Origin of the sequence: Microbacterium sp. NPDC089698 (assembly GCF_044749045.1) — a bacterium.
Classification (GTDB): Bacteria; Actinomycetota; Actinomycetes; order Actinomycetales; family Microbacteriaceae; genus Microbacterium.
Genome location: NZ_JBIVHE010000006.1, coordinates 119,328 through 141,590, shown reverse-complemented (window position 1 = coordinate 141,590; position 22,263 = coordinate 119,328). Strand labels below are relative to the sequence as shown.

Below are 22,263 nucleotides of genomic sequence, written 5' to 3'. Positions count from 1 at the left end.
GACATGTGGAACTTAAGCTTCGCATTGTGGTAACCTCCTCGCGAAGGTCATCTCGATATCGAGATAAATCACGCCGAGGGAGACGCCGATGTCCACGCACCGACAGACCGTCACGATCACGTACGAGACGGCCGCCCGCGCCGTGGCCCTCGCCCTCGAGATCGGCGCCGAGCGCGGCCTGCCCACCGTGGCCGCCGTCGCGGATCCGTCGATGACGCTCATCGCCTACGGCATGGCCGACGGCTCGACCCCGCACAGCGCCGACACGTCTCAGCGCAAGGCGAAGAGCAGCGCCTCGATCCGCCGCCGCACCGGGCAGATCGCCGAGGCGCTCTCGGCGACGCTGCCGCTCGGCACGGGCGGCACCATGACCACGATCGACGGGGGCGTGCCGATCGTGTTCGGCGAGCACCACGTCGGCGGCCTCGGCATCGCCGGTGGTCCTCCGGCGCTCGACGCGGAGATCGCCCTGGAAACCCTCAAGCGCCTCGGCGCCCGCACAGAAGGAATGGAACTATGACCTCGTACCTCTCCCGCGCAGACCTGTCGGTCGCCGCGCCGATCGTCGAGTTCGCTGAAGCGTCGCTTGCCGATTCCGGTCGCGACGCCACGGCGTTCTGGGCGGGCGTGAGCGAGATCGTGCACGACCTGGTGCCGCGCAACGCCGCGCTGCTCGCCCGGCGCGATGAGCTGCAGCAGCAGATCGACGAGTTCCACCGCCGGAACCCCGGGCAGCCGGATCCGGCCGCCTACCGCGCCTTCCTCACCGAGATCGGCTACCTCGTCCCGGTTCCGGAGCAGGTCGCCGTGACCACCGGGGACGTCGACCCGGAGATCGCCACGATGGCGGGACCGCAGCTCGTCGTCCCGCTGCTGAACGCCCGCTTCGCCCTGAACGCGGCGAACGCCCGCTGGGGATCCCTGTACGACGCCCTCTACGGCACCGACGCGATCGAGCGCACGGGCGAGCTCGCCCCCGGCGCCGCGTTCAACCCGGCCCGCGCCGCGGCCGTGGTCTCCTTCGGGCGCGAGCTGCTCGACGAGATCGCCCCTCTGGCCGAGGGCTCGCACCGCGACGCCACCGGCTACCGCGTGGACGCCGGCGGGCTCGTGGTGACGACCGCTGCCGGCGACCGCCGCCTCGCGGATCCGGCGCGCTTCGTCGGCTTCACGGGCGACGCGGAGGCCCCCGCGACCGTGCTGCTCGTGCACAACGGCCTGCACGCGGAGATCCTCGTCGACCGCACCGGCCCCATCGGCCGCACCGATGCCGCCGGCGTGCAGGACATCATCCTCGAGTCGGCGCTCACCGCGATCCTCGACCTGGAGGACTCCGTCGCGGCGGTCGACGGCGACGACAAGGCGCTCGGCTACCGCAACTGGCGCGGGTTCATGGACGGCACCCTCACCGAGACCGTGACCAAGGGCGGGACGACGTTCACCCGCTCGCTCGCCGCGGACCGCGTGTACCGCACCGCCGACGGCGGCGAGGTCGTGCTCCCCGGCCGCGCCGTGCTCTTCGTCCGCAACGTCGGCCACCTGATGCGCACCCCGGCCGTGCTCGACCGCCACGGCGAGGAGGTCTTCGAGGGCATCCTCGACGCGATCATGACGGCGCTCGGATCCCTGCCCGAGCTCGAGGGCGCGAACAAGGGCACCAACTCGCGCACCGGATCCATGTACATCGTGAAGCCGAAGATGCACGGGCCGGAGGAGGTCGCCTTCGCCGCCGAGCTGTTCGGCCGCGTCGAAGGACTGCTGGGCCTGCCCGCAGGAACCATGAAGGTCGGCATCATGGACGAGGAGCGCCGCACCTCGGCGAACCTCGCCGCGTCGATCGCGGCGGCGAGCGACCGCGTGGTCTTCATCAACACCGGATTCCTCGACCGCACCGGCGACGAGATCCACACCTCGCTGCACGCCGGCCCCTTCCTGCCGAAGGCCGGGATCAAGGCGCAGCCGTTCATGCAGGCCTACGAGGACCGCAACGTCGCGATCGGCGTCGCGAGCGGCCTCAGCGGGCGCGCCCAGATCGGGAAGGGCATGTGGGCCGAGCCCGACCTCATGCACGACATGCTCGAGAAGAAGATCGCGCATCCGCGCTCCGGAGCATCGACCGCCTGGGTGCCGTCGCCCACCGCCGCGACCCTGCACGCCCTGCACTACCACCAGGTCGACGCGTTCGCCGCGCGGACCGCGCTGCCCGCCGTCTCGGACGAGGCGCTCGACCGGCTGCTGGTCCCGCCGCTCGCCCCCGAGGGTGCGCTGACTCCGGAGATCGTCGCGACCGAGGTGGACAACAACGTGCAGTCGATCCTCGGCTACGTCGTGCGCTGGATCGACCAGGGCATCGGTGTCTCGAAGGTGCCGGACATCCACGACGTCGGCCTCATGGAGGACCGCGCCACGCTGCGCATCTCGAGCCAGCTGCTGGCGAACTGGCTGCAGCATGGCGTGATCGCCGAGGCGCAGATCGACGACAGCCTGCGCCGCCTCGCGGTGGTCGTCGATGCGCAGAACGCCGGCGACGCGAACTACGAGCCGCTCGCGTTCCCGGAGGGATCCGCCCCCGGCATCGCCTTCACCGCCGCCCGCCGCCTCATCACCGAGGGCGCCGCGCAGCCGAGCGGCTACACGGAGCCGCTGCTGCACGGCCTGCGTCGCGAGAAGAAGGCCGAGCAGCTCGCCCGCGTCTGACCCCGCCTTCTCCAGTTCCGGGTCGTCCCCGTGAGCGGACCCCCTGGGGTGCGCTCACGGGGACGACTCTGTCGATGGCGGCCCGCAGAGGGGGGCGTCAGGCCTGGGCGTGGGCGTAGGTCGCGCGCCAGACCTGCTGGAAGCGCTCCGGATCCATCGCGCCCGAGCGATAGTCCTCGCTCGCCTGCTGCATGGTGTCGGCGAGCGCGTCGAGACGACGCTGAGCCTCACGATCCGCGGAGTCGGGTCGCAGTCCCGAGGTGCACGAGGCGACCCTCGCCGCGCCGTGCCGCACCGCCCGGGTGCTCCGCGCCAGGACGATTCCGGCCGGGATCGCGACCGCCGCGATCGCGAGGAGCGCGATCAGCGGGGAGACGCCGACGGCCGCGAACCCGATCCAGGAGAGCAGCGCGCCCCCGGCGACGACCGTGCCGAACACGCGGGACAACTCCGCCCAGTGCCGGTCGTGCTCCGAGGCGTCGGGCGAGTAGATGACGAGCTCGCTCGAGACGACGCCGTACCGGCTGACCGAGCGCGACAGGTGACCCCAGTGCGGGCGAGGCCGGTGCGCGACGACCGCCGCACGGCGGTGCTCCGAGGGCGTGAACCGCTGTTGCATGACCATGGATCCACCCTGCGCCGCTCGCCGCACGGCGGATCCCGTCCCTACGGAACCCAAACGGGTGCGGCCCGGATCCCTGCGCTTCCCGTACGGGGCGGCGGGTGGGGCCCGCGTCCGGCCGGTCCGCGGCGGTCCTGCGGCCGGCCGGTCCCGGGCGGGGCCCGCGGCCGGCGATGTCGCCGCCCGCCCGTAGGCTGGATCCATGCGCCTGGCCACCTGGAACGTCAACTCCATCCGCACCCGTGTCGCCCGCACCGTCGAGTTCGCCGTGCGCGAGGACATCGACGTGCTCGCGATGCAGGAGATCAAGTGCAAGCCCGAGCAGTTCCCGTACGCGCCCTTCGAAGAGGCCGGCTATCACGTCGAGGTGCACGGCCTGAACCAGTGGAACGGCGTCGCGATCGCCAGCCGCGAGCCGATGACCGACGTGCGCACGTCCTTCGACGGCATGCCCGGCTTCGCGAAGGGTCACGAGGGTCCCGATGCGCCCCTCGAGGCGAGGGCGCTCGGCGCGATCGTGAACGGCGTGCGCGTCTGGAGCCTCTACGTGCCCAACGGCCGCTCGCTCGACGACCCGCACCTCGCGTACAAGCTGCACTGGCTCGACGCGCTGCGCACCGCGACCGCGGCCGAGCTCGCCGCTTCGCCCGGCCTGCCCCTCGCCCTCGTCGGCGACTTCAACATCATCCCCTTCGACCACGACAACGGGGATCCGGACATAGTCGTCGGGACCTCCACCCACGTCTCCCCCGAGGAGCGCGCGGCGTTCTTCGCGCTCGAGTCGGCGGGCGTGCAGGATGTCGTCCGGCCGCTGCTTCCCGAGGGCTACACCTACTGGGACTACCAGCGGCTGAAGTTCCCGCGCAACGAGGGCATCCGGATCGACTTCGTGCTCGGATCCTCAGCCCTCGCCGACGCGGTCAAGGGCGCCTCGATCCATCGCGAGGAGCGCAAGGGCGAGCAGCCCAGCGACCACGTTCCGGTGGTCGTCGACCTCGATCTCGGTGGTGCAGAGGACGACGGCGACATGCCGATGATCTTCGCCTGATGAGCACCGTCGCGGATCCGGCCGGCACCGCCCCTTCGGGGTCGTTGAGCGCCCTTCGACAGGCTCAGGAACCGGCCGAAGGCGCCCGCACCCCGGGGTCGTTGAGCAAGGACGCCGAAGGCGACCGAGACGAAACGGCGCGTCCGACGAGTTCGGCCGGATCCCCGATCCGCCTGATCGCGACGGATCTCGACGGCACGCTGCTGGATCCCGCGGGCCGGGTGAGTGCGCGCACCCGCGCCGCCCTCGATGCCGCCCGCGCCGCGGGGATCGTCGTGGTGCCGGTCACCGCGCGGCAGCCGATCGGCCTGCGCGCGATCGCCGCGGAGGCCGGCTTCGAGGGGTGGGCGCTGTGCGGCAACGGGGCGTACGGCATCCACCTGGACACGCACGAGCCGCTGTTCGCCAGCGAGATCGCCGTGCCGGTGCAGCAGCGGATCGCACACGAGCTGGGCGCGCGGATCGAGGGGCTGCTGTTCGCGAGCGTGCGCGAGGCCGGTGAGGTCTTCGTCGCCCAGGCAGGCTATGCCGAGGTCGCGACGCACAGCGACCACAAGCGCGATCCGGCGTCGATGGGCGCAGTCCCGCTCGCCGAGGTGCTGGCCGCGCCGAGCCTCAAGCTCGTGATCCGGCATGCCACGATCGCCCCCGCCGAGATCTTCGACGTGCTCGGCGCCCTGGACCAGAGCGGCTTCGAGGCCACCCTGTCCGGAGCGCCGTTCGTCGAGGTCATGGCCGAGGGCGTGACCAAGGCCACCGGACTCGCGCAGCTGTGCGACCGGCTCGGCATCGACCGCAGCGAGGTGCTCGCGTTCGGCGACGCGCTCAACGATGTCGAGATGCTGCGCTGGGCGGGTCGGGGCGTCGCGATGGCGAACGCCGAGCCCGAGGCCCTCGCCGCTGCGGACGAGGTCGCCCCTTCGAACTCCGAGGACGGCGTCGCGGTCAGGATCGAGCGGGTGCTCGCGGTCTGAACGCGCCGGGCTGAACGACGGCGGGGCCGGTGCGGACGAATCCGCACCGGCCCCGCCGCGTCGTCTCAGGCCCTGCGACGGGCGCGGATCACCGCGAGGCCGAGGAGCAGCATCAGCGCACCGCCCAGCAGCGCCGCAGTCGGGATCTCCGCACCGGTCGCCGCGAGCTGCGCAGCGCCGGATCCGGAGGCGGATGCGGGGGGCGTGGGCGTGACCGCGCCGCCCGTTCCGGATCCGTCGGATCCTCCGGGAGTGGTCGCGCCGGCCACGGTCAGCGCCGAGCCGCCGGTCAGCGTCGACATCTGGCCCGTGAGCACGATCCGGTGCGCGCCTGCGGGCGCATCCGCCGGGATCGTGACCGTGGTGTCGACGACGCCGTCGGCCCCGGCCGTGACCGTCCCGAGAGAGATCGGGGTGGAGTGCAGCTCGACCTGCACGGGCTCTCCGGGAGCGAAGCCCGAGCCCGTCACATGGACGGCAGCGCCCGGTGGGACGGTGGCGACGGAGAGCGAGACGTCCGCAGTGAGTGCCGCCAGATCGAAGTCGACTCCGGTGGCGTCACCGGTTCCGGGGACGATGACCGGGGTGGCCTCAGCCGCGGAGTTCGCACCCGAGTAGAACTGCGTCCCAAGGGCCCAGTGCCGGCCGTCCATGCCCTCCGCCCTGACCGTGTAAGTGCCCGGCCGCACCTGAATGCTGAACGTTCCGTCGGACTGTACATTCGCCATGACACCACTCCCGCCGTCTGTCTCCGCGATGACGACGATGTCCTGATAGTGGTGAGGATCCGAAGCACCATCGACCGTCACCGCGCCCCGGATGAACCTGGCCGGATCGAGGTCTCCGTCGATCCCCGATGCGATGTCACCAGCGGCGACCGTCACGGGCGTCGCATCTGCGGCAGTCGACGCGTGCTGCCAATACTCGTCGAGCAGCGGGCCAGAGTAGGGCTGAAAGTGAACCACGTACGTACCAGGCGCAACGTGAAGCACGTAGGAGCCATCGCTTTCGATCGCGGCAGAGAACGACCCCGACGAGCCGGTCGCCCAGACAGCACCGACAACGGGACTCCCGTCCGACGCCGCGAGGACATGGCCGCTGATCGTCGCGCTCGTGGCCATCGCGACGTCGACATTCGGTGTCTCCTCATCCGCCTGTACGACCGCCTGGGTCGACTTCGGCAGGAGCTGTCCTGAAGGATCCGAGAAGCCGAGCTGATAGTTGCCAGGTGCCATGCCGAACATGCGGAAGCCCCCCGCGTCATCGGTGATGGCGAAGTGCTGACCACCCTCGGGGCTGTACGCGTTCACCTGAATGCCTGCTGCAGGCGAACCGTCCGCGGAACGAGTCGCTGTGCCGCTGAGCGAGCCCGCGGACGCGAGCGACGCATCGATGCCCGTGATGGCTTGATCCGCTGCAACGTCGATCCGGGCCGCCTGCCAGTAGTCCTTGACACCCTGCCACCATTGCGTGACGTAGCTTTCGGAGCCCAGGGCAAAGGAGACCTGGTACGTCCCCGGCTGCAGTCCCTCCACGGTGAAGGTGCCGTCCGGCGCCGTCGTCGTCGACTCGCCCGCGCTGAAGTCCTGGAGACTCACCTGCACCAACACCCCCGCCGCCGGCTGTCCGTCCGCGGCGCGGGTCACCGTCCCGCTGACGGAGCCCGTCCCTGGCGTCGGTGCGGCACTCGCCGCCCCCACTCCGGTGAACATCAGCGCCGCGGCGAGCAGCGCGGTGAGCGCGCCCTTCCAGCCGCGGCGTCCGGACACACGTGTAGACATCCTGGTCCCCCCGTCGGGTCAACGGCCGCCCTTCGTCGGGTCGACCGGAGCCTGGAGGAACCAGGCGTCGATGCAATCTATCGTCATAGGGTTCTCTCAGGAAAGAGGGAATTCCCGAGACCGGATCCCGACATGGGAACAGCCGCACCCCCAGAGTGCGGCTGTTCGGGTCAACGTCCCCACGCGTTACGGATGACTGTAGTTTCGCGGCGCTCCGCCAGCTAGGCGGATCCGCGATATTCCGGTCACGAATCCGACACGGCGCACGGTCCGATCGTCGCGCCCACGTGCGGCGCCGATGCCCGTCCTCACATCGTGCCTGTGGCCGGCTCACCCGGCAGCGGGGCGTAGCGCAGCAGCAGGGTGCCTCCGTCGCCGGACTCGGCGTGCACGAGCCGAAGATTGTGCGGCGTCGCGCCGTCGGGGAACACCTTCTTGCCCTGGCCGAGCACGATCGGGTACACCCAGAGCTGCAGCTCGTCGTAGAGCTGCTCGGAGAGCAGCGTCTGCACGAAGTCGACGCTGCCGATCACGTGCACGTCCTGGTGCTTCTCGCGCAGCGCCGCGATCTCGGCGGGCAGATCCGCGCCGACTCTGCTGCTGCCCTGCCAGTCGAGCTCGATCCCGGCTTCCCTGGACGCCACGTACTTCGGCACCCGGTCGAAGAGCTGCCCGATCGGCCCCTCGGGCCCCGTCGTGTGCTGCGGCCAGTATCCGGCGAAGATGTCGTAGGTGCGCCGGCCCAGCAGCAGCGCGTCGAGGGTCTCCATCCCCGCCATCACGCTGCCCATGACGGCCTCGCTCGGCAGGGGCGCCTGCCAGCCGCCGAAGCGGAAGCCGTCGCTCGTGTCCTCCTCCGGCCCGCCCGGGGCCTGGGCGACGCCGTCGAGCGTCGTGAACAGGTCGATGATGATGCGTCCGGTCATGATGTCCTCTTTCGTGGTCGGGCCCTCCGACGGGCTCAGGGACCGACGGTCGGCTGTGCCTGCTCCCTCGGCGACGCTACGCCGCGAGAGGGGGGATGTGGAAGGTCTGCGCGAAGTCGTCCAGGATCCTCAGGTCGCCGCGGACGACCGCGACCAGATCCTGGGCGACCGCCTCGGCCGGGGTGACGTCCCCGGCGATCAGGTGCCGGATGCCGGGACCGGCGACGATGACCGCTTCCGGCTCGCCCGGCGGTACGGCCCCGCCGACCGGCGGAGCGGTCGGCGCGAGCTGCGTGACCGCGAGCACCCCCTCGCGGACGATCGCCCTCAGCGCGACCTCGCCGACGTGGAGTTCCACGTCCAACGCGGTCGCCTGGCCGGCCCGGAAAGCGGTGCGCAGCGCCATCGTGAGCGAGTCGGGCGTGACGACATCGCCCTCGTCGGGGTCGCCCATGGTCTGGAAGCCCCAGCGCCCGAGGGCGAGCATCACCGGCTCGAGCGCCCGCCCGTACGGAGTGAGCTCGTACACCAGTCCGCATCCGTGCAGAGGCACCCGGCGCACGACCCCGCCCTGCTGCAGCTCCTTGAGCCGCGTGGACAGGATGTTCGTGGGGATGCGCGGCAGCCCCTGTTTGAGATCCGTGTAGCGACGCGGGCCGACCAGCAGATCACGCACGATGAGCAGCGCCCAGCGCTCGCCGATCAGCTCGACCGCCGTGGTCACGCCGCAGTACTGGCCGTAGCTCCGTGCGGCCATGTCAGCCCAGCCCCCTCGTCGGGAGGTCGCGTCTCATCAGGAGGTCGCGTCGCTCGCCGCGGCCACCGGCGACCCGGCCCCCTGCTCCCCCGCCGGCACCATGTATAGGAAGCCGAGCGAGTTGCCGTCCGGGTCGTCCAGGTCGCGCGAGTACATGAATCCGTAGTCCTGCGCGGGCTGGGGCTCGGTGCCGCCCGCAGCGAGCCCCTTGGCGATCGCGGCGTCGACCTCTTCCCGCGAGTCGAGCGCGAACGACGCGGACGTCTGCAGTGAGACCTTCGGATCCACGATCGGCTTCTCTGTGAAGGTCGCGAAGAACTCGCGGGTGATCATCATGAAGTAGACGTTGTCGTCCCAGACGACGCAGACGCCGTTCTCATCGGACATCTCCGGATTGATCCCGCAGCCGAGTGCGGTGTAGAAGGCCTTGGTGCGCTCGAGGTCGCTGACGGGCAGGCTGATGAAGACGTTCGTCACGATGACTCCTCTGTCGGTGGGCCCGTCGTCGGGCCCGATGCCAAGCTTGCTTTTAACAAGCAACGTTGTCAAGAGCACCTGCGAGCGCGCCGCTCAGCTCCTCCGCGGCGTCCGCAGCCCCCAGACGGCGAGCACTCCGGCGCCGGCGGTGAGCCCCGCCACGACGACGAGCCCCACGCCGGGGAGCGTCGCGGTCGCCACGGCACCGGCGACCAGCGGCCCTCCGGCATCCCCGAGCTCACGGCCCAGCTCCGCGGATCCCATCGTACGTCCCATCCGCTCCGGCGGCGTCGATGCCGCCAGGTGCGAGAACGCCACCGGGGTCGCGAGCCCCACCCCGGCGCCGATGAGCACGGCTGAGACGAGGAGCATCGGCAGCTCGGGCCACAGCCCCGCGATCAGGATCCCGCCGGCGAGGAGCGCCAGCCCGCCGATCACGCCGATCCGCACCGGAAGGCGTCCGCGATCGTGCAGGGATCCGGCGAACGGCTGCACGACGCTACTGACGACGGCCAGCACCGTGACGAGCGCCATGCTGCCGACCGTGCCGATGCCGCTCTCGCGGCCGAGCAGGGGGAGGAAGCCGACCGCGACCGCGAGGCCGCCGGTCGTCGCGGCGAGCACGAGCGTCGGCACGAGGAATCCGGGGGCGGTGAGCTCACGCGCGAGGTCCGCGACGGTCACGCGCTTGCGAGGCAGCACCGGCACCGCCGGCACGCCGAACCGCACCCAGGCGGCGGCGACCAGGGCCACGGCGGCGAGCGCCCAGAACAGCGCGGGAAGGCCGGCCCAGACGACCAGGCCCGCACCCAGCAGCGGACCGAGCGCGTAGCCGAGCCCCTTCCAGGATCCGTAGCGCCCGAAGTACCGGCCGCGCGAGGCGCCGTCCGCGAGCCGTGCGACCGCGGCGGACGAGGCCGGGGAGAACGCCGAGGCCGCCGCTCCCTGGCCGAATCTCGCGACGATGAGCCCGACGGTGCCGGGCACGAGCGCGCCCACGACGGAGAACGCGGCGAAGGTGAGGAGTCCTGCGACGATGACCGGGCGCACGCCGATCCGATCGCTGAGAGCGCCGAACACGGGCTTCAACAGCACCTCGGCGAGGTCGTACAGCGCCAGGGTGAAGCCGAACGCGAGCAGGGTCCAGCCGATGTCCTCGGTCTCGGCGCCGAGGGCGGCGGCGATCCCGTGCGCGCCGAAGGCGGTCGTGAAGCCGGCGAGGTACAGCGGGGCGAGACGCGGGCGCGGCGAGGTCACGCTCCAGTGTCGCATCCGGCGCATCCGCCGTGCGGGGGATGCCGACCGCCGACGCCCGCCCTACGGTGGAGGGATGCCGCCGTTCACCCGCATCCCGACCTCTCGCGAGCTGCGGCAGGACGTGCTCCTGGCCGGCGTCGTGCTGGTCGGCGGGATCCTCAGCGCCGCGCTCTCGTCGATCGCGAAGGTCTACGGCACGGAGCAGGCCGAGCTGTGGACGGCGATCCCCTACGTCGTGGTCGTCGCCGCGGCCCTCTCGGTGCGGCGGAGGTGGCCCGCCGCGGTCGCGGTCGTGGTGTCGATCGCGTTCGTCGTGGCGACCTCGCTGCACGTCCCCGAGATCTACGCCGGCAACATCGCGATGTTCATCGCCCTCTACACCGTGGGTGCGTGGATGAACGCGCGCCGCCGCGCGTTCCTCGTGCGCGCGGGCATCATCGTGGTGATGGCCGTGTGGCTGGTCATCGAGATGTACCGGCAGGCGATCGAACAGGCGCACAAAGCGGATGTCGTGGCGGGGATGTTCTCCCCGCTCGTGGCGTTCCTCATGCTCCAGGTGCTGCTGAACGTGCTGTACTTCGGCGGTGCCTACTACTTCGGCGAGCGCAGTTGGAACGCCGCCCGGGAGCGGGCCGTGCTCCAGCAGCGCACCGCCGAGCTCGAGCGCGAACGCGCGCTCAGCGCGGCTCAGGCCGTCGCCCTGGACCGGGTGCGCATCGCCCGCGAGCTGCACGACGTGGTCGCGCACCACGTCTCGGTCATGGGCGTGCAGGCGGGTGCCGCGCGCATGATGATCCCGGAGGATCCGCAGGCCGCCACCGCGATCGTCGCCGGCATCGAGGCGGCCGCCCGCGACGCCATCCGCGACTTCCACCAGCTGCTCGACACGCTGCGCGCGCCCGGCGACAGCGACGACGGCTCCTCGACGGTCGGGATCGACGACATCACCGAGCTCGCCGCGGCCTCGACGGTGGCGGGCCTGCCCACACGACTCCAGGTCATCGGCGAGGCCGTCCCGGTCCCGCGCGTGACCGCGGTCAACCTCTACCGGATCGCGCAGGAATCACTCACGAACGCCCGTCGGCATGCGGGTCCCGACGCCGTCGCGGACGTGCGGATCCGCTACGAGCAGGGATCCGTCGAGCTCGAGGTGGTGAACACGGGGCGGGTCGTCACGGGGCTCCGACCCGGCCTCGGCCAGCTCGGCATGCGGGAGCGGGCGACCGCGTCCGGCGGATCGATCGAGCTCGTGGCCCGCCCGGCGGGAGGGTTCCGCGTGCGGGCGACGCTTCCCGTGGCGCCTTCGCCCTCCGACGGCGATCTGGTGGAGTCCGCGTGAGCGCGCCGACCCGGGTCCTGATCGTCGACGACCACGCCATGCTCCGGGCGGGGTTCCGCACGATCCTCGACCTGCAGCCCGACATCGAGGTCGTCGGCGAAGCCGGCACCGGATTTGAGGCCGTGGAACTCGCCGGATCCTTGCTGCCCGACGTGATCACGATGGACGTGCAGATGCCCGACATGGACGGGCTCGAAGCGACCAGGCGGATCCGGGCGGACGGGCGGATCTGCGCATCGATCGCGATCGTGACGACCTTCGACCGCGACGACTATCTGTTCGACGCACTCGACGCCGGCGCGAGCGGCTTCCTGCTGAAGAACGCCGGCCCCGAGGAGCTCGTCGCCGCCGTGCGCGCCCTGGCAGCCGGCGACGGCATGCTCGCACCCGAGGTGACCCGCCGCGTGCTACAGCGGTTCGCGGCGCGGACGGTGAGTAGCGCTTCCGGGGACGGCGCTTTCGGGGACGCTTCCGGCGGCGCTTCCGGGGGCGGGACGGCGTCCTCGGCCGGCGCCTTCCCCGTCGTCGGTGCCGCCCTGGGCACTCCCACCCCCGTGGCAGGGTCGACCGCGCTGCCGAGTGCGGCGCTGCCCGAGCCGCTCACCGACCGGGAGACCGAGGTGCTGCGGCTGGTCGCCGAGGCCTGGAGCAACGCCGAGATCGCGACGGAGCTGTTCATCGGAGAGGCGACCGTGAAGACGCACGTCTCGCGGATCCTGCAGAAGCTCGGCGCGCGCGACCGCGTGCAGGCCGTGGTGCTGGCGCACCGCTTGGGCCTGGCGTAGCGGCCGGGGATCCGGTTCCTCCCCCGCACCGCGGCGCCTGCCCGCTAGCCTCTCCCCATGTCCGAAACCGCGAGCCTCCCGGAATCCCGCCCTCGCTCGTCGTCGACCCGTCCGATCGTGGCCGGGATCGTCACGGCGCTCGTCGGGTTCACGAGTTCGTTCGCGGTGGTGCTCACGGGCCTCACCGCGGTTGGCGCGACGCACGCCCAGGCGGCGAGCGGGCTCCTCGCGCTCAGCCTCACGATGGGCATCGCCGGCATCGTGCTGGCCTGGCGCTACCGCATGCCGATCACCTCGGCCTGGTCGACGCCGGGAGCGGCGCTGCTCGCCGCCTCGGGCGCGATCGAAGGCGGCTGGCCCGCCGCGGTCGGGGCGTTCCTGATCGTCGCGGGACTCATCCTGCTCACCGCGCTCGTGCCGCAGCTCGGGTCCCTCATCGCCGCCATCCCGCCGTCGATCGCGCAGGCGATGCTCGCGGGTGTGCTGCTGCCGCTCTGCCTCGCCCCGATCACCGGGCTCGGCAAGAATCCGTGGGCGGTGATCCCGGTGATCCTGACCTGGCTCGTGTTCACCCGGCTCGCGCCCCGCTGGGCGGTGCCGTTGGCGTTCCTCGCGGCGACGGTGGTGATCGTGATCGGGATCGTGACCCGCGGATCTTCGACGGGATCCGGAGCGGTCCTCGATGCGGCCGCGCTGCTGCCGCACCTCGAGTTCACGATGCCGACGTTCACCGTCGGAGCGCTCGTCGGCATCGCGCTGCCGTTGTTCATCGTCACCATGGCCTCGCAGAACGTGCCCGGCGTGGCCGTGATGCGCAGCTTCGGCTACGAGGCGCCCTGGCGTCCGGCCATGCTCGCGACCGGCATCGGCAGCGCCCTCGGCGCCTCCGCCGGCGGGCACGCGATCAACCTCGCCGCGATCAGCGCGGCCCTCGCCGCCTCCCCCGATGCGGAACCGGATCCGAAGCGCCGCTGGATCGCCGGCGTCTCGACCGGGGCCTCGTACCTGGTGCTGGGCGGATGCTCGGCCGCCTTCGCCGCGCTCGTGGTGCTCGCCCCCGTCGCCGTGATCCCGGCCGTCGCCGGTCTCGCGCTCTTCGGCGCGTTCGGATCCGCCGTGCAGCAGGCGATCGACGATCCGGGCGAGCGCACCCCGGCCGTGGTGACGTTCCTCGTCGCCGCCTCCGGCATGGCCTTCTGGGGCGTCAGCGCCGCGTTCTGGGCGCTCCTCGCCGGCCTGCTGGTCCGCGCCGTCCTCCACCTCGCCCGCCGCTGACCCGCCCCACTTCCGAGTCGTCCCCACGAGCGCACGCCATGGGGTCCGCTCACGGGGACAACTCGATAGATGGAGCGCCTCTCTCCGAGTCGTCCCTGTGAGCGCACGCCAGGGACTCCGCTGACGGGGACGACCCGAAGATGGCGGGCTGGTCCCCCGAGGGACGGACGTCCACCGGGTCCGCTGTCCGAGAGCGCCGCAGGATCCCCCGCAGGACGCACCGTCCGAGAGCGCCACCGGATCCGCCGTAGGGGGGATGCCGCCGGGCCGCGGCGCTGAATACCGTGGAGCCATGACCACAGTGCTCACCCGCACCACGACCGCGGGGCTGCTCGAACTCGAGGGCCTCACCAAGAGCTACGGCGCCCGGCGCGTGCTCGACGACGTCTCGTTCCGCGTCGAACCAGGCCGGCTCACGGGCTTCGTCGGCGGCAACGGCGCCGGCAAGACCACCACGATGCGGATCGTGCTCGGCGTGCTCGGCGCCGACGGCGGCACCGTGCGCCTCGGCGGGCACGATGTCGCGGCCACCGACCGGCGCCACTTCGGGTACATGCCCGAGGAGCGCGGCCTGTACCCGAAGATGAAGGTGCTCGAGCAGGTCGCATATCTCGCACGGCTGCACGGATTCGGCAAGACCGAGGCGACCGCCCGCGGCGAGGCTCTGCTGGCCGAGCTCGGACTCGGCGAGCGGCTGCACGACACGATCGAGTCGCTCTCGCTCGGCAACCAGCAGCGCGCGCAGATCGCCGCCGCGCTCGTGCACGACCCTGAGGTGCTGATCCTCGACGAGCCGTTCTCCGGACTGGATCCGCTCGCGGTCGACGTCGTCGCCGGCGTGCTGCAGGCGCGCGCCGCGCAGGGTGCCGCGATCCTGTTCTCCTCGCACCAGCTCGACGTCGTCGAGCGGCTCTGCGACGATCTCGTCATCATCGCGGGCGGCACGATCCGCGCTTCCGGCTCCCGCGAGCAGCTGCGGGCGCAGCACTCCGCCCCCCGCTACGAACTGGTCTCCGACGCCGACGCCGGATGGATCCGCTCCGAGCCGGGCATCACGGTCGTCGACTTCGAGCGCGGGACCGCGGTCTTCGACGCCGCTACCCCGGAGGACGCGCAGCGCGTGCTGCGCACGGCCCTCGACCACGGCGTCGTGCACGCTTTCACCCCGCAGCATCCGTCCCTCGCCCAGATCTTCAAGGAGGTCATCCAGTGAGCACCGCGACCACTCAGAACAGCGCGCTCTCCGCGTCGAGCGGGATCTTCCTCGTCGCCGAGCGCGAGATCGGATCCAAGCTGCGCAGCAAGGCGTTCCTGATCTCGACCGGGATCCTGCTCCTCATCGCGCTCGCCGGCGTGCTGATCGGCGGGTTCATGAGCAAGAACACGTCGGAGACGAAGATCGCCGTGACCGCGGAGACCGCGCAGGCGGTGCAGGGCCTTCCGGGGCTCGCGCCGACCGAGGTCGCCGACGCCGGTGCCGCGGAGAAGCTGGTCCGCGACGGGACCGTCGAGGCGGCACTCGTCCCCGCATCCGGCGACACCTCGTTCGGCTACGAGATCGTGGCGCTCAAGAGTGCGCCGAACAGCCTGCAGAGCCTGCTCGCGAAGACGCCCAAGGTCACGATCCTCGAACCCGACACGACCAATCCGCTGCTCCGATACCTCGTCGCGATCGGCTTCGGCGTCGTCTTCCTGATGGCCGCCTCGACGTTCGGCGCGACCATGGCGCAGAGCGTCGTCGAGGAGAAGTCCACGCGCGTGGTCGAGCTGCTGCTCGCCGCGATCCCGGCCCGCGTGCTGCTGGCCGGCAAGGTCATCGGCAACACGGTGCTCGCGATGGCGCAGATCCTGCTGCTCGCGGCGATCGCCGTGGTCGGGCTCATCGTGACCGGCCAGAACACCGTCCTGCAGGGGCTCGGATCCCCGCTGGTGTGGTTCGCCGTCTTCTTCCTGTTCGGCTTCGTGCTGCTGGCCTCGCTGTTCGCGGCGGCCGCCGCCCTGGTGTCGCGCCAGGAGGACATCGGATCCACCACGATGCCGATCACGATGCTCGTGATGGCGCCGTACATCCTGGTCATCATCTTCAACGACAACCCCGTCGTGATGACGATCCTCTCGTACATCCCGTTCTCGGCCCCGGTCGCGATGCCGGTGCGGCTGTTCGTCGGCGAGGCGCAGTGGTGGGAGCCGCTGGCGTCCCTGGCGATCCTGCTCGTGGCCTGCGTGGGCGCGATCCTCGTGGCGGCGAAGATCTACGAGAACTCGCTGCTGCGCATGGGCGCGCGCGTGAAGCTGTCCGAGGCGCTGAAGGGCTGAGCCGGCTCGGCCGGTCCGGGCCGGTCGGTCCGGGCGGGTGCCCCTGACCGCGAGACTTCATCTCCGCGACGAGACTGCGGTTGCGGAGCGCGGTCTCGTCGCCCATTTGGAGTCTCGCGGTCGGGTGGAGGATCCGGATCGAGTCCCAGGAATATTCATACGCATGCATTGTTAGCCTCAGGGTGCGGACGATGGGGTCCGGCAGCAGATCCACCGACCCGAAAGGCCTCATCGCCATGAGCACTCCCGCCGCCGACCGCACCGCGGTCACCGATGCCCCGATCCTCGACATCCTCGCCGAGCGCTGGAGCACCCGCATCTTCGACGCCGCCTCGACCATCGACGAGGAGGCCCTGGCGAGCGCGCTCGAGGCCGCCCGTTGGGCGCCGACCGCCGCCAACACCCAGCCGTGGCGCGTGATCGTGGCCCGCCGCGGCTCCGAGGAGCACGCCAAGGTCCTCGGCACCCTCGCCGGCTTCAACAGCGCCTGGGCCGGCGACGCCGCGCTTCTCGTGGTGTTCGTGGCCGAGACCACGCGCGACGGCCAGCCCATGACCTGGGCGCTCTACGACACCGGCCAGGCGGCGGCGCACTTCACCGTGCAGGCGCACGCCAACGGTCTCTCCACGCACCAGATGGGCGGCTTCGACCGCGACGCGATCTCCGCCGCGTTCGACCTGAGCTCCGACTTCACCCCGATCTCGGTCATGGCCGTCGGCGAGCTGGGCGACATCCGCACCGCTCCCGAGGAGCTGCAGCAGCGCGAGAACGCCCCGCGTGAGCGCCGCCCGATCGCGGACACCCTCCTCATCAACGCCTGAGGCCCCCTCTCCACCTCCGAGTCGTCCCCGTCAGCGCACGCCATAGGCGCCGCTGACGGGGACGACTCGCAGATGGGGAGAGGCTCCGGCAGGGCGAGGGTGCGCCGAGAGCGCCCGGCCCGCCGCCGCTGCGCAGCGCCCGGCCCGCCGCCGCGCCCGGCTCGACAGCGCGCGGCTCGACAGGACGCGGGTCAGCGCCTGCGGTGCAGGCCGGCGGCGAGCGCGTCGGCGGCGCGCACCAGCGACAGGTGCGAGAACGCTTGGGGCGTGTTCCCGGCGTGCCTCCGGCCCACGGGGTCGTACTCCTCGCTCAGCATGCCGACATCGTTGCGCAGGGCGCACAGGCGGTCCATGAGCGTGCGCGCCTCGGCCATGCGCCCGGTGACCGCATACTGCTCCACGAGCCAGAACGAGCACGCGAGGAACGTGTTCTCGCCCCCGGGCAGGCCGTCCACGCCCGCGCTCGTGCGATACCGGTTCACGAACCCGCCGGCGACGAGCGTCTGCTCGATCCGCTCCACGGTCGCCAGCATCCGCGGGTCGTCGGGAGCGCAGTATCCGGTGCGCGGGATGAGCAGGAGCGCGGCGTCGACCTCGTCGGTGGCGCGGTGCTGCACGAAGTGCCCGTCCCGCACCCCGTGCTCGTCGATCTCGGCGCGCAGCCGTTCGCGCACGCCCCGCCAGCGCTCGACCGGGCCGTGCGCCCCGTCCTCCTCGACCGCCCGCACCCCGCGGTCGAACGCCGCCCACAGCATCACCCGGGAGTGCGTGAAGAACTGCGGATCCCCGCGGATCTCCCACATGCCGTTGTCCGGATGGTCCAGCTGCTTCTCCGCCTGCCGCAGGAGCACCCGCTGCAGCGACCAGGACCGCGCCGACTCGCCGAGGCCCGCCCGGCGGGCGGCGGCGAGCGTCACCATGACCTCGCCGAAGACGTCCGCCTGGAACTGCTCCGCGGCGGCGTTGCCCACCCGCACGGGCGCGGATCCGGCATATCCCGGCAGCGACCGCATCTCCCGCTCGAGCAGATCCCGCTCCCCTGCGAGCCCGTACATGATCTGCAGATCGGCCGGATCCCCCGCGACCGCCCGCAGCAGCCAGTCCCGCCAGGCGCGCGCCTCGTCCGCGAGGCCGTGCGCGAGCAGCGCCTCGAGCGTGAGCGCGGCGTCCCGCAACCAGACGTAGCGGTAGTCCCAGTTGCGCGCGCCCCCGAACTCCTCGGGCAGCGAGGTCGTCGCGGCAGCCGCGATCCCCCCGGTCTCGCGGTTGGTGAGCGCGCGCAGGAGCAGCAGCGAGCGCCGCACGTCGTCCTCGTGGGGGCCCTCGTGCGCGATGCCCGCCGCCCAGTCGCCCCACCAGGTCGCAGTTGCCTGCTCCGCGTCGTCCAGGTCGAGCGCCTCGGGGGACGGACGGTACGAAGGGAACCATGTGAGCGTCAGATCCCTGCTCTCCCCTGCCGCGACCTCGATCGTGCCCACATGGCTGTGGCCGCGCGGCTGCAGCTCGCCGCCGCGCACCACGACGGCGTCGGGTCCCGCGGTCGCGGTGAGCTCGGGGGACACGGGACTCCCCGTCTGGCGCACCCACGGCAGCGCCCTGGCGTAGTCGAACCGGAGCCGCAGCTCCTGGGCGAAGGACATCCGTCCGCTGATCCCGACGACCCGGCGGACGATGTCCGTCCGGTCGGCTCCCAGCGCCGCCCTCGCCCCCTCGAGCGCCCCCGGATCCTTCGGGAGCAGGATCGGCATCCACTCGCGCACCTCGGCGACGCCGTCGGCGCACTCCCACCGGGTCACGAGGCAGAACGTGTCGCCGTCGTAGCGCCGGGAGGCGGTGGCCTCGGGATCCGCGGGGCGCAGGCTCCAGTGCCCCTGCTCGACGCCGCCGAGCAGAGCGCCGAACAGGGAGGCGGAATCCAGCCGCGGTGCGCAGAACCAGTCGATGCTGCCGGCCCGCGACACGAGTGCGGCGGTGCGGCCGTCGCTGAGCAGGGCGTAGTCCTCGATCGGAGGGGTCTCCATCCTCCGCAGTCTGGCACGGACCGCTGTGCCCGGCGCCGGGGAACGCCCGCCGCGGGACGGATCCGGCTCCCCGCCGAGATCGCAGACAGATCCGCACGACGGAACGTATCGTGGGCGCATGACCACCCCGACGACGCTGCTCATCCTCGGCGCTTCCGGCGACCTGACCTCCCGGCTCCTCCTGCCCGCGATCGCGCAGCTCCTGCAGCGCCAGCCCGACCGCACCCTGGTGCTGCGCGGCGCCGGATCCGACGACTGGACCGACGAGCGCTGGCAGGAGGCCGTGCGCACCGCGTTCGCGACCGTCGACGCGACGGACCAGCTCCCGCGGATCGCGGGGACCACCTACGTGAAGGCCGACGTCACCGACCGCGCGTCGCTCGCCGGGCTCATCGAGGGCATCGAGGGGTCGCTCGTGATCTACTTCGCCCTTCCGCCCGCCGTCGCGGAGGCGGCCTGCGAGAAGCTCGTCGACATCCCGCTGCCCGAGGGCACGGTGCTGGCGCTCGAGAAGCCGTTCGGCAGCGATGAGAAGAGCGCCGCCGCGCTCAACGCCCTGGTCACCCGGATCGTGCCGGAGAACCAGGTCTTCCGCGTCGATCACTTCCTCGGGCGCTCCACGATCCTCAACATCATGGGCGTGCGCTTCGCGAACCGGCTGGTCGAGCCCGTCTGGTCGGCCGACCATGTGCAGTCGGTCCTGGTGCGCTACGACGAGTCGCTCGCCCTGGAGAACCGCGCCCGCTACTACGACAAGGCCGGCGCCCTGGTCGACATGATCCAGAGCCACCTGCTGCAGGTGCTCGCGATCCTCGCGATGGAGCAGCCCGCGGATCTGGACGAGATCGACCTGCGCGACGCGATGGCCGCCGCCCTGCGCGCGACCCGGATCCTCGGCGACGATCCCGCCGCCTCGACCCGCCGCGCCCGGTACACGGCGGGCACGAGCGACGACCGCTCCGTGCCCTCGTACGCGGACGAGGAGGGGGTGGATCCGGCCCGCGGCACCGAGACCCTCGCCGAGATCACCTGCGAGGTCGACACCGCGCGCTGGGCAGGGGTGCCGTTCACGCTGCGCAGCGGCAAAGCCCTGGGCGAGCGCTGCGCGGAGATCGTGGTGACCTTCCGGCCCGTGCGGCACATCCCCGGCGGGCTCACGGGGACGCCGACGGACGGCGGCGTGCTGCGCTTCTCCCTCGGCCCCGACCGGATCGAGCTCGAGCTGAACGTGAACGGCGGCGACGATCCCTTCGCCCTGCGCCGCGACGTGCTGTCCACGGGCCTGGGCAAGGGCACGCTGCTGGCCTACACCGAGGTGCTCAGCGAGATCCTCGACGGCGACGTCGCGCTGTCCGTCCGCGGCGACGCGGCCGAGCAGTGCTGGCGGATCATCCAGCCCGCGCTCGACGCCTGGCGCTCGGGCGCGGTCCCGATGCAGGAGTACCCGGCCGGATCCACGGGTCCCGAGGAGTGGGCCACCTCGCAGCGCTGAGCACGCCGGCGTGGCCGTTCCGGGTCCGGCCGGGCCGGGTCCAGCCGGGCCGGGCCGGGCCGGGTTTGGGGCGCACCGACCCGGTTTGGGGCGCGCCTCGCCGTCGAATCACGGCGTGACACGCCCCAAAACGCGGAGGTGCGCCCCGAAACCAGCGGCGCACTCGCACGCCGGCCCACCGCACCCCAGGTGCACACCATCCCTGATGCGACGGATCCCCCACTCCCGGCGCGCCCGGGTGACGGATCCGCCGCATCGAACACTCTCATCCGCAGGAGCGCCCCTACGATCGGCGCATGACCGCGCTCCCCCGCCGCGTCCGGGTCGGCTATGCCCTCGGCGGCATCTCGTCCGGCACCTACGGCACCGTGCCCGGGCTGATCCTGATGCCGTTCCTGACCGACCTGCTCGGCGTGCAGGCGGCGCTGGCCGGCATGATCGTGTTCGCGCCGAAGGCCTGGGACTTCTTCCTCAACCCGGTCGCGGGACGGATCAGCGACCGCTCCCGGAATGCTCGGGATCGACGACGGCCGTTCATCCTGCGGGCGGGGATCCTACTCGCCCTCGCCTTCACCGCGATGTTCTTCGGTCCGACGGCGCCTCCGGTCGCGGCGGCGCTCTGGGTGCTCGTCGCCTTCCTCGCCTCGGCCACCGTGTACGCGTTCTTCCAGGTGCCGTATCTGGCAATGTCGGCCGAGATCACCGACGACTACGCCGAGCGCACCCGCATGATCACTTGGCGCGTGATCGTCTTCACGCTCGCGATCCTGGTCTCCGGTGCCGCCGCGCCCGCGCTCGTGGAGTCCTTCGGCGGCGTCGCGGGCTACCGGATCATGGCCGTCGCGATGGGCGTGCTCATCCTGATCGGCACCGCGGGCGTGTGGTTCGGCACGCGCTCCGTGCCCCTGACACGGGGCGAGCAGGCGGGCGGACGCCTGTTCTCGCAGCTCGCGATCGTGCTGCGAGACGCGGATGCGCGCATGCTGATCGTGGCCTACGTGCTGCAAGCAGTCGCGATCGGCATGGTGCTCGGCGGCGTCGTCTACGTCGCGCGCCACGTCGTGCACGACGCGTCGATCGCCACCTACGCATTCGTGTGCTTCGTCGGGCCCGCGATCGTGCTCACCCCCGCGTGGGCGCGCCTCGGCGCGAAGCTCGGCAAGCGCCGGGGCTTCACGGTCGCCACCGTCACGATGGCGGCGGGCCTGATCGCACTGCTCGCGGCGCGCACGGGCGACGCGGTGCCCCTGCTCGTCGCGGCGGGCGTCGTGGGCATCGGCTACGCGGGAGCGCAGCTCTTCCCGCTCGCGATGCTGCCCGACCTCGCCGCCGAGGACGCCCGGCGCAGCGGCACGAACCGGATCGGCATGATCTCCGGCGTGTGGTCGGGCTTCGAGCTGCTCGGCTACGCGCTCGGCCCTGCCCTGCTCGGCCTCGTGCTGACGCTCGGCGGCTACCGCGCCTCGACCGGCGACGCCGCCCCGCAGCCCGACAGCGCGCAGTGGGCGATCGTGCTCGGCGTCTCGCTCGTGCCCGCGGTGCTGTGCCTGGTCAGCCTGATCCCGCTCTTGCGCTACCGACTCGACGACCGGCTGCGCGCCTCGGCGGAAGCGGCGGAAGCGGCGAAATCCGCCGACGCGGCGGACGCGGGATCCGCCGCGACCGGCTGAGTCCC

The 22,263-nt window shown here is 71.9% G+C and carries 19 protein-coding genes; 12 read left to right on the top strand and 7 right to left on the bottom strand.

Annotated features, from left to right (window positions below; all coding sequences use genetic code 11):
• Positions 1-88 precede the first annotated feature (88 nt).
• Both ACIPY5_RS16020 and ACIPY5_RS16015 read left to right on the top strand, forming a co-directional pair.
• Entirely contained in the window at positions 89-520 is a 432-nt protein-coding gene (locus tag ACIPY5_RS16020; RefSeq protein WP_400972367.1) for a heme-binding protein, read from the top strand.
• Positions 517-2,697 carry a malate synthase G gene (locus ACIPY5_RS16015; RefSeq protein WP_400972365.1) on the top strand — a complete coding sequence of 727 codons (2,181 nt, stop codon included), beginning with the start codon at positions 517-519 and terminating at the stop codon, positions 2,695-2,697. Before ACIPY5_RS16020 ends, ACIPY5_RS16015 begins: the two co-directional genes overlap by 4 nt.
• Positions 2,698-2,794: 97 nt before the next feature.
• On the opposite strand, the gene ACIPY5_RS16010 is transcribed toward ACIPY5_RS16015, so the two are convergent.
• Positions 2,795-3,322 carry a DUF6611 family protein gene (locus tag ACIPY5_RS16010; protein WP_309338504.1) on the bottom strand — a complete coding sequence of 176 codons (528 nt, stop codon included), beginning with the start codon at positions 3,320-3,322 and terminating at the stop codon, positions 2,795-2,797.
• 199 nt (positions 3,323-3,521) lie between these two features.
• Between ACIPY5_RS16010 and ACIPY5_RS16005 the strand changes: the two genes are divergently transcribed.
• Together ACIPY5_RS16005 and ACIPY5_RS16000 are read left to right on the top strand one after the other, a co-directional pair.
• Positions 3,522-4,367 (top strand): exodeoxyribonuclease III, encoded by an 846-nt coding sequence (locus tag ACIPY5_RS16005; protein ID WP_309338507.1) that lies wholly within the window; start codon positions 3,522-3,524, stop codon positions 4,365-4,367.
• On the top strand, positions 4,367-5,341 hold the full coding sequence (locus ACIPY5_RS16000; RefSeq protein WP_400972362.1) for an HAD family hydrolase: 975 nt from the start codon (positions 4,367-4,369) through the stop codon (positions 5,339-5,341). Before ACIPY5_RS16005 ends, ACIPY5_RS16000 begins: the two co-directional genes overlap by 1 nt.
• A gap of 65 nt (positions 5,342-5,406) precedes the next feature.
• Here ACIPY5_RS16000 and ACIPY5_RS15995 read toward each other — a convergent pair whose 3' ends face one another.
• The 5 genes from ACIPY5_RS15995 to ACIPY5_RS15975 form a co-directional block, all read right to left on the bottom strand.
• The gene (locus ACIPY5_RS15995; protein ID WP_400972360.1) at positions 5,407-7,122 is read right to left on the bottom strand and encodes a collagen binding domain-containing protein; all 1,716 of its coding nucleotides are present in this window, start codon (positions 7,120-7,122) and stop codon (positions 5,407-5,409) included.
• A 308-nt stretch (positions 7,123-7,430) separates the two neighbouring features.
• A complete protein-coding gene (locus tag ACIPY5_RS15990) occupies positions 7,431-8,048 on the bottom strand; it encodes a dihydrofolate reductase family protein (protein WP_400972358.1) in 618 nt (205 codons plus the stop codon).
• Positions 8,049-8,124: 76 nt separating this feature from the next.
• Entirely contained in the window at positions 8,125-8,805 is a 681-nt protein-coding gene (locus ACIPY5_RS15985) for a winged helix-turn-helix transcriptional regulator (protein ID WP_400972357.1), read from the bottom strand.
• A gap of 36 nt (positions 8,806-8,841) precedes the next feature.
• Positions 8,842-9,285, bottom strand: coding sequence for a VOC family protein (locus tag ACIPY5_RS15980; protein ID WP_400972678.1), 444 nt, complete (start codon positions 9,283-9,285; stop codon positions 8,842-8,844).
• A gap of 90 nt (positions 9,286-9,375) precedes the next feature.
• Entirely contained in the window at positions 9,376-10,539 is a 1,164-nt protein-coding gene (locus ACIPY5_RS15975) for an MFS transporter (protein ID WP_400972355.1), read from the bottom strand.
• 73 nt (positions 10,540-10,612) lie between these two features.
• Between ACIPY5_RS15975 and ACIPY5_RS15970 the strand changes: the two genes are divergently transcribed.
• From ACIPY5_RS15970 to ACIPY5_RS15945, 6 genes are all read left to right on the top strand, one after another.
• Positions 10,613-11,878, top strand: coding sequence for a sensor histidine kinase (locus tag ACIPY5_RS15970; RefSeq protein ID WP_400972352.1), 1,266 nt, complete (start codon positions 10,613-10,615; stop codon positions 11,876-11,878).
• Positions 11,875-12,663: a response regulator gene (locus ACIPY5_RS15965; protein WP_400972350.1), complete on the top strand. Its 789-nt coding sequence runs from the start codon at positions 11,875-11,877 to the stop codon at positions 12,661-12,663. Before ACIPY5_RS15970 ends, ACIPY5_RS15965 begins: the two co-directional genes overlap by 4 nt.
• 57 nt (positions 12,664-12,720) lie before the next feature.
• Positions 12,721-13,938 carry a benzoate/H(+) symporter BenE family transporter gene (locus ACIPY5_RS15960; protein ID WP_400972348.1) on the top strand — a complete coding sequence of 406 codons (1,218 nt, stop codon included), beginning with the start codon at positions 12,721-12,723 and terminating at the stop codon, positions 13,936-13,938.
• 328 nt (positions 13,939-14,266) lie between these two features.
• Positions 14,267-15,151 (top strand): ATP-binding cassette domain-containing protein, encoded by an 885-nt coding sequence (locus ACIPY5_RS15955; RefSeq protein ID WP_309342818.1) that lies wholly within the window; start codon positions 14,267-14,269, stop codon positions 15,149-15,151.
• Complete coding sequence (locus ACIPY5_RS15950) at positions 15,148-16,254, top strand: ABC transporter permease (RefSeq protein WP_400972346.1); 1,107 nt, start codon at positions 15,148-15,150, stop codon at positions 16,252-16,254. The genes ACIPY5_RS15955 and ACIPY5_RS15950 overlap by 4 nt, the downstream gene beginning before the upstream one ends.
• 236 nt (positions 16,255-16,490) lie before the next feature.
• Entirely contained in the window at positions 16,491-17,075 is a 585-nt protein-coding gene (locus tag ACIPY5_RS15945) for a nitroreductase family protein (RefSeq protein ID WP_309338557.1), read from the top strand.
• A gap of 191 nt (positions 17,076-17,266) precedes the next feature.
• Here the strand turns inward: ACIPY5_RS15945 and ACIPY5_RS15940 are convergent, their stop codons facing one another.
• Entirely contained in the window at positions 17,267-19,096 is a 1,830-nt protein-coding gene (locus ACIPY5_RS15940) for a glycoside hydrolase family 15 protein (RefSeq protein ID WP_400972344.1), read from the bottom strand.
• 118 nt (positions 19,097-19,214) lie between these two features.
• On the opposite strand from ACIPY5_RS15940, the gene ACIPY5_RS15935 reads away from it, so the two are divergent.
• On the top strand, positions 19,215-20,588 hold the full coding sequence (locus ACIPY5_RS15935; RefSeq protein WP_400972342.1) for a glucose-6-phosphate dehydrogenase: 1,374 nt from the start codon (positions 19,215-19,217) through the stop codon (positions 20,586-20,588).
• A 296-nt stretch (positions 20,589-20,884) separates the two neighbouring features.
• Positions 20,885-22,258, top strand: a complete 1,374-nt coding sequence (locus ACIPY5_RS15930) for an MFS transporter (RefSeq protein WP_400972340.1) — start codon at positions 20,885-20,887, stop codon at positions 22,256-22,258.
• Positions 22,259-22,263: the final 5 nt, after the last annotated feature.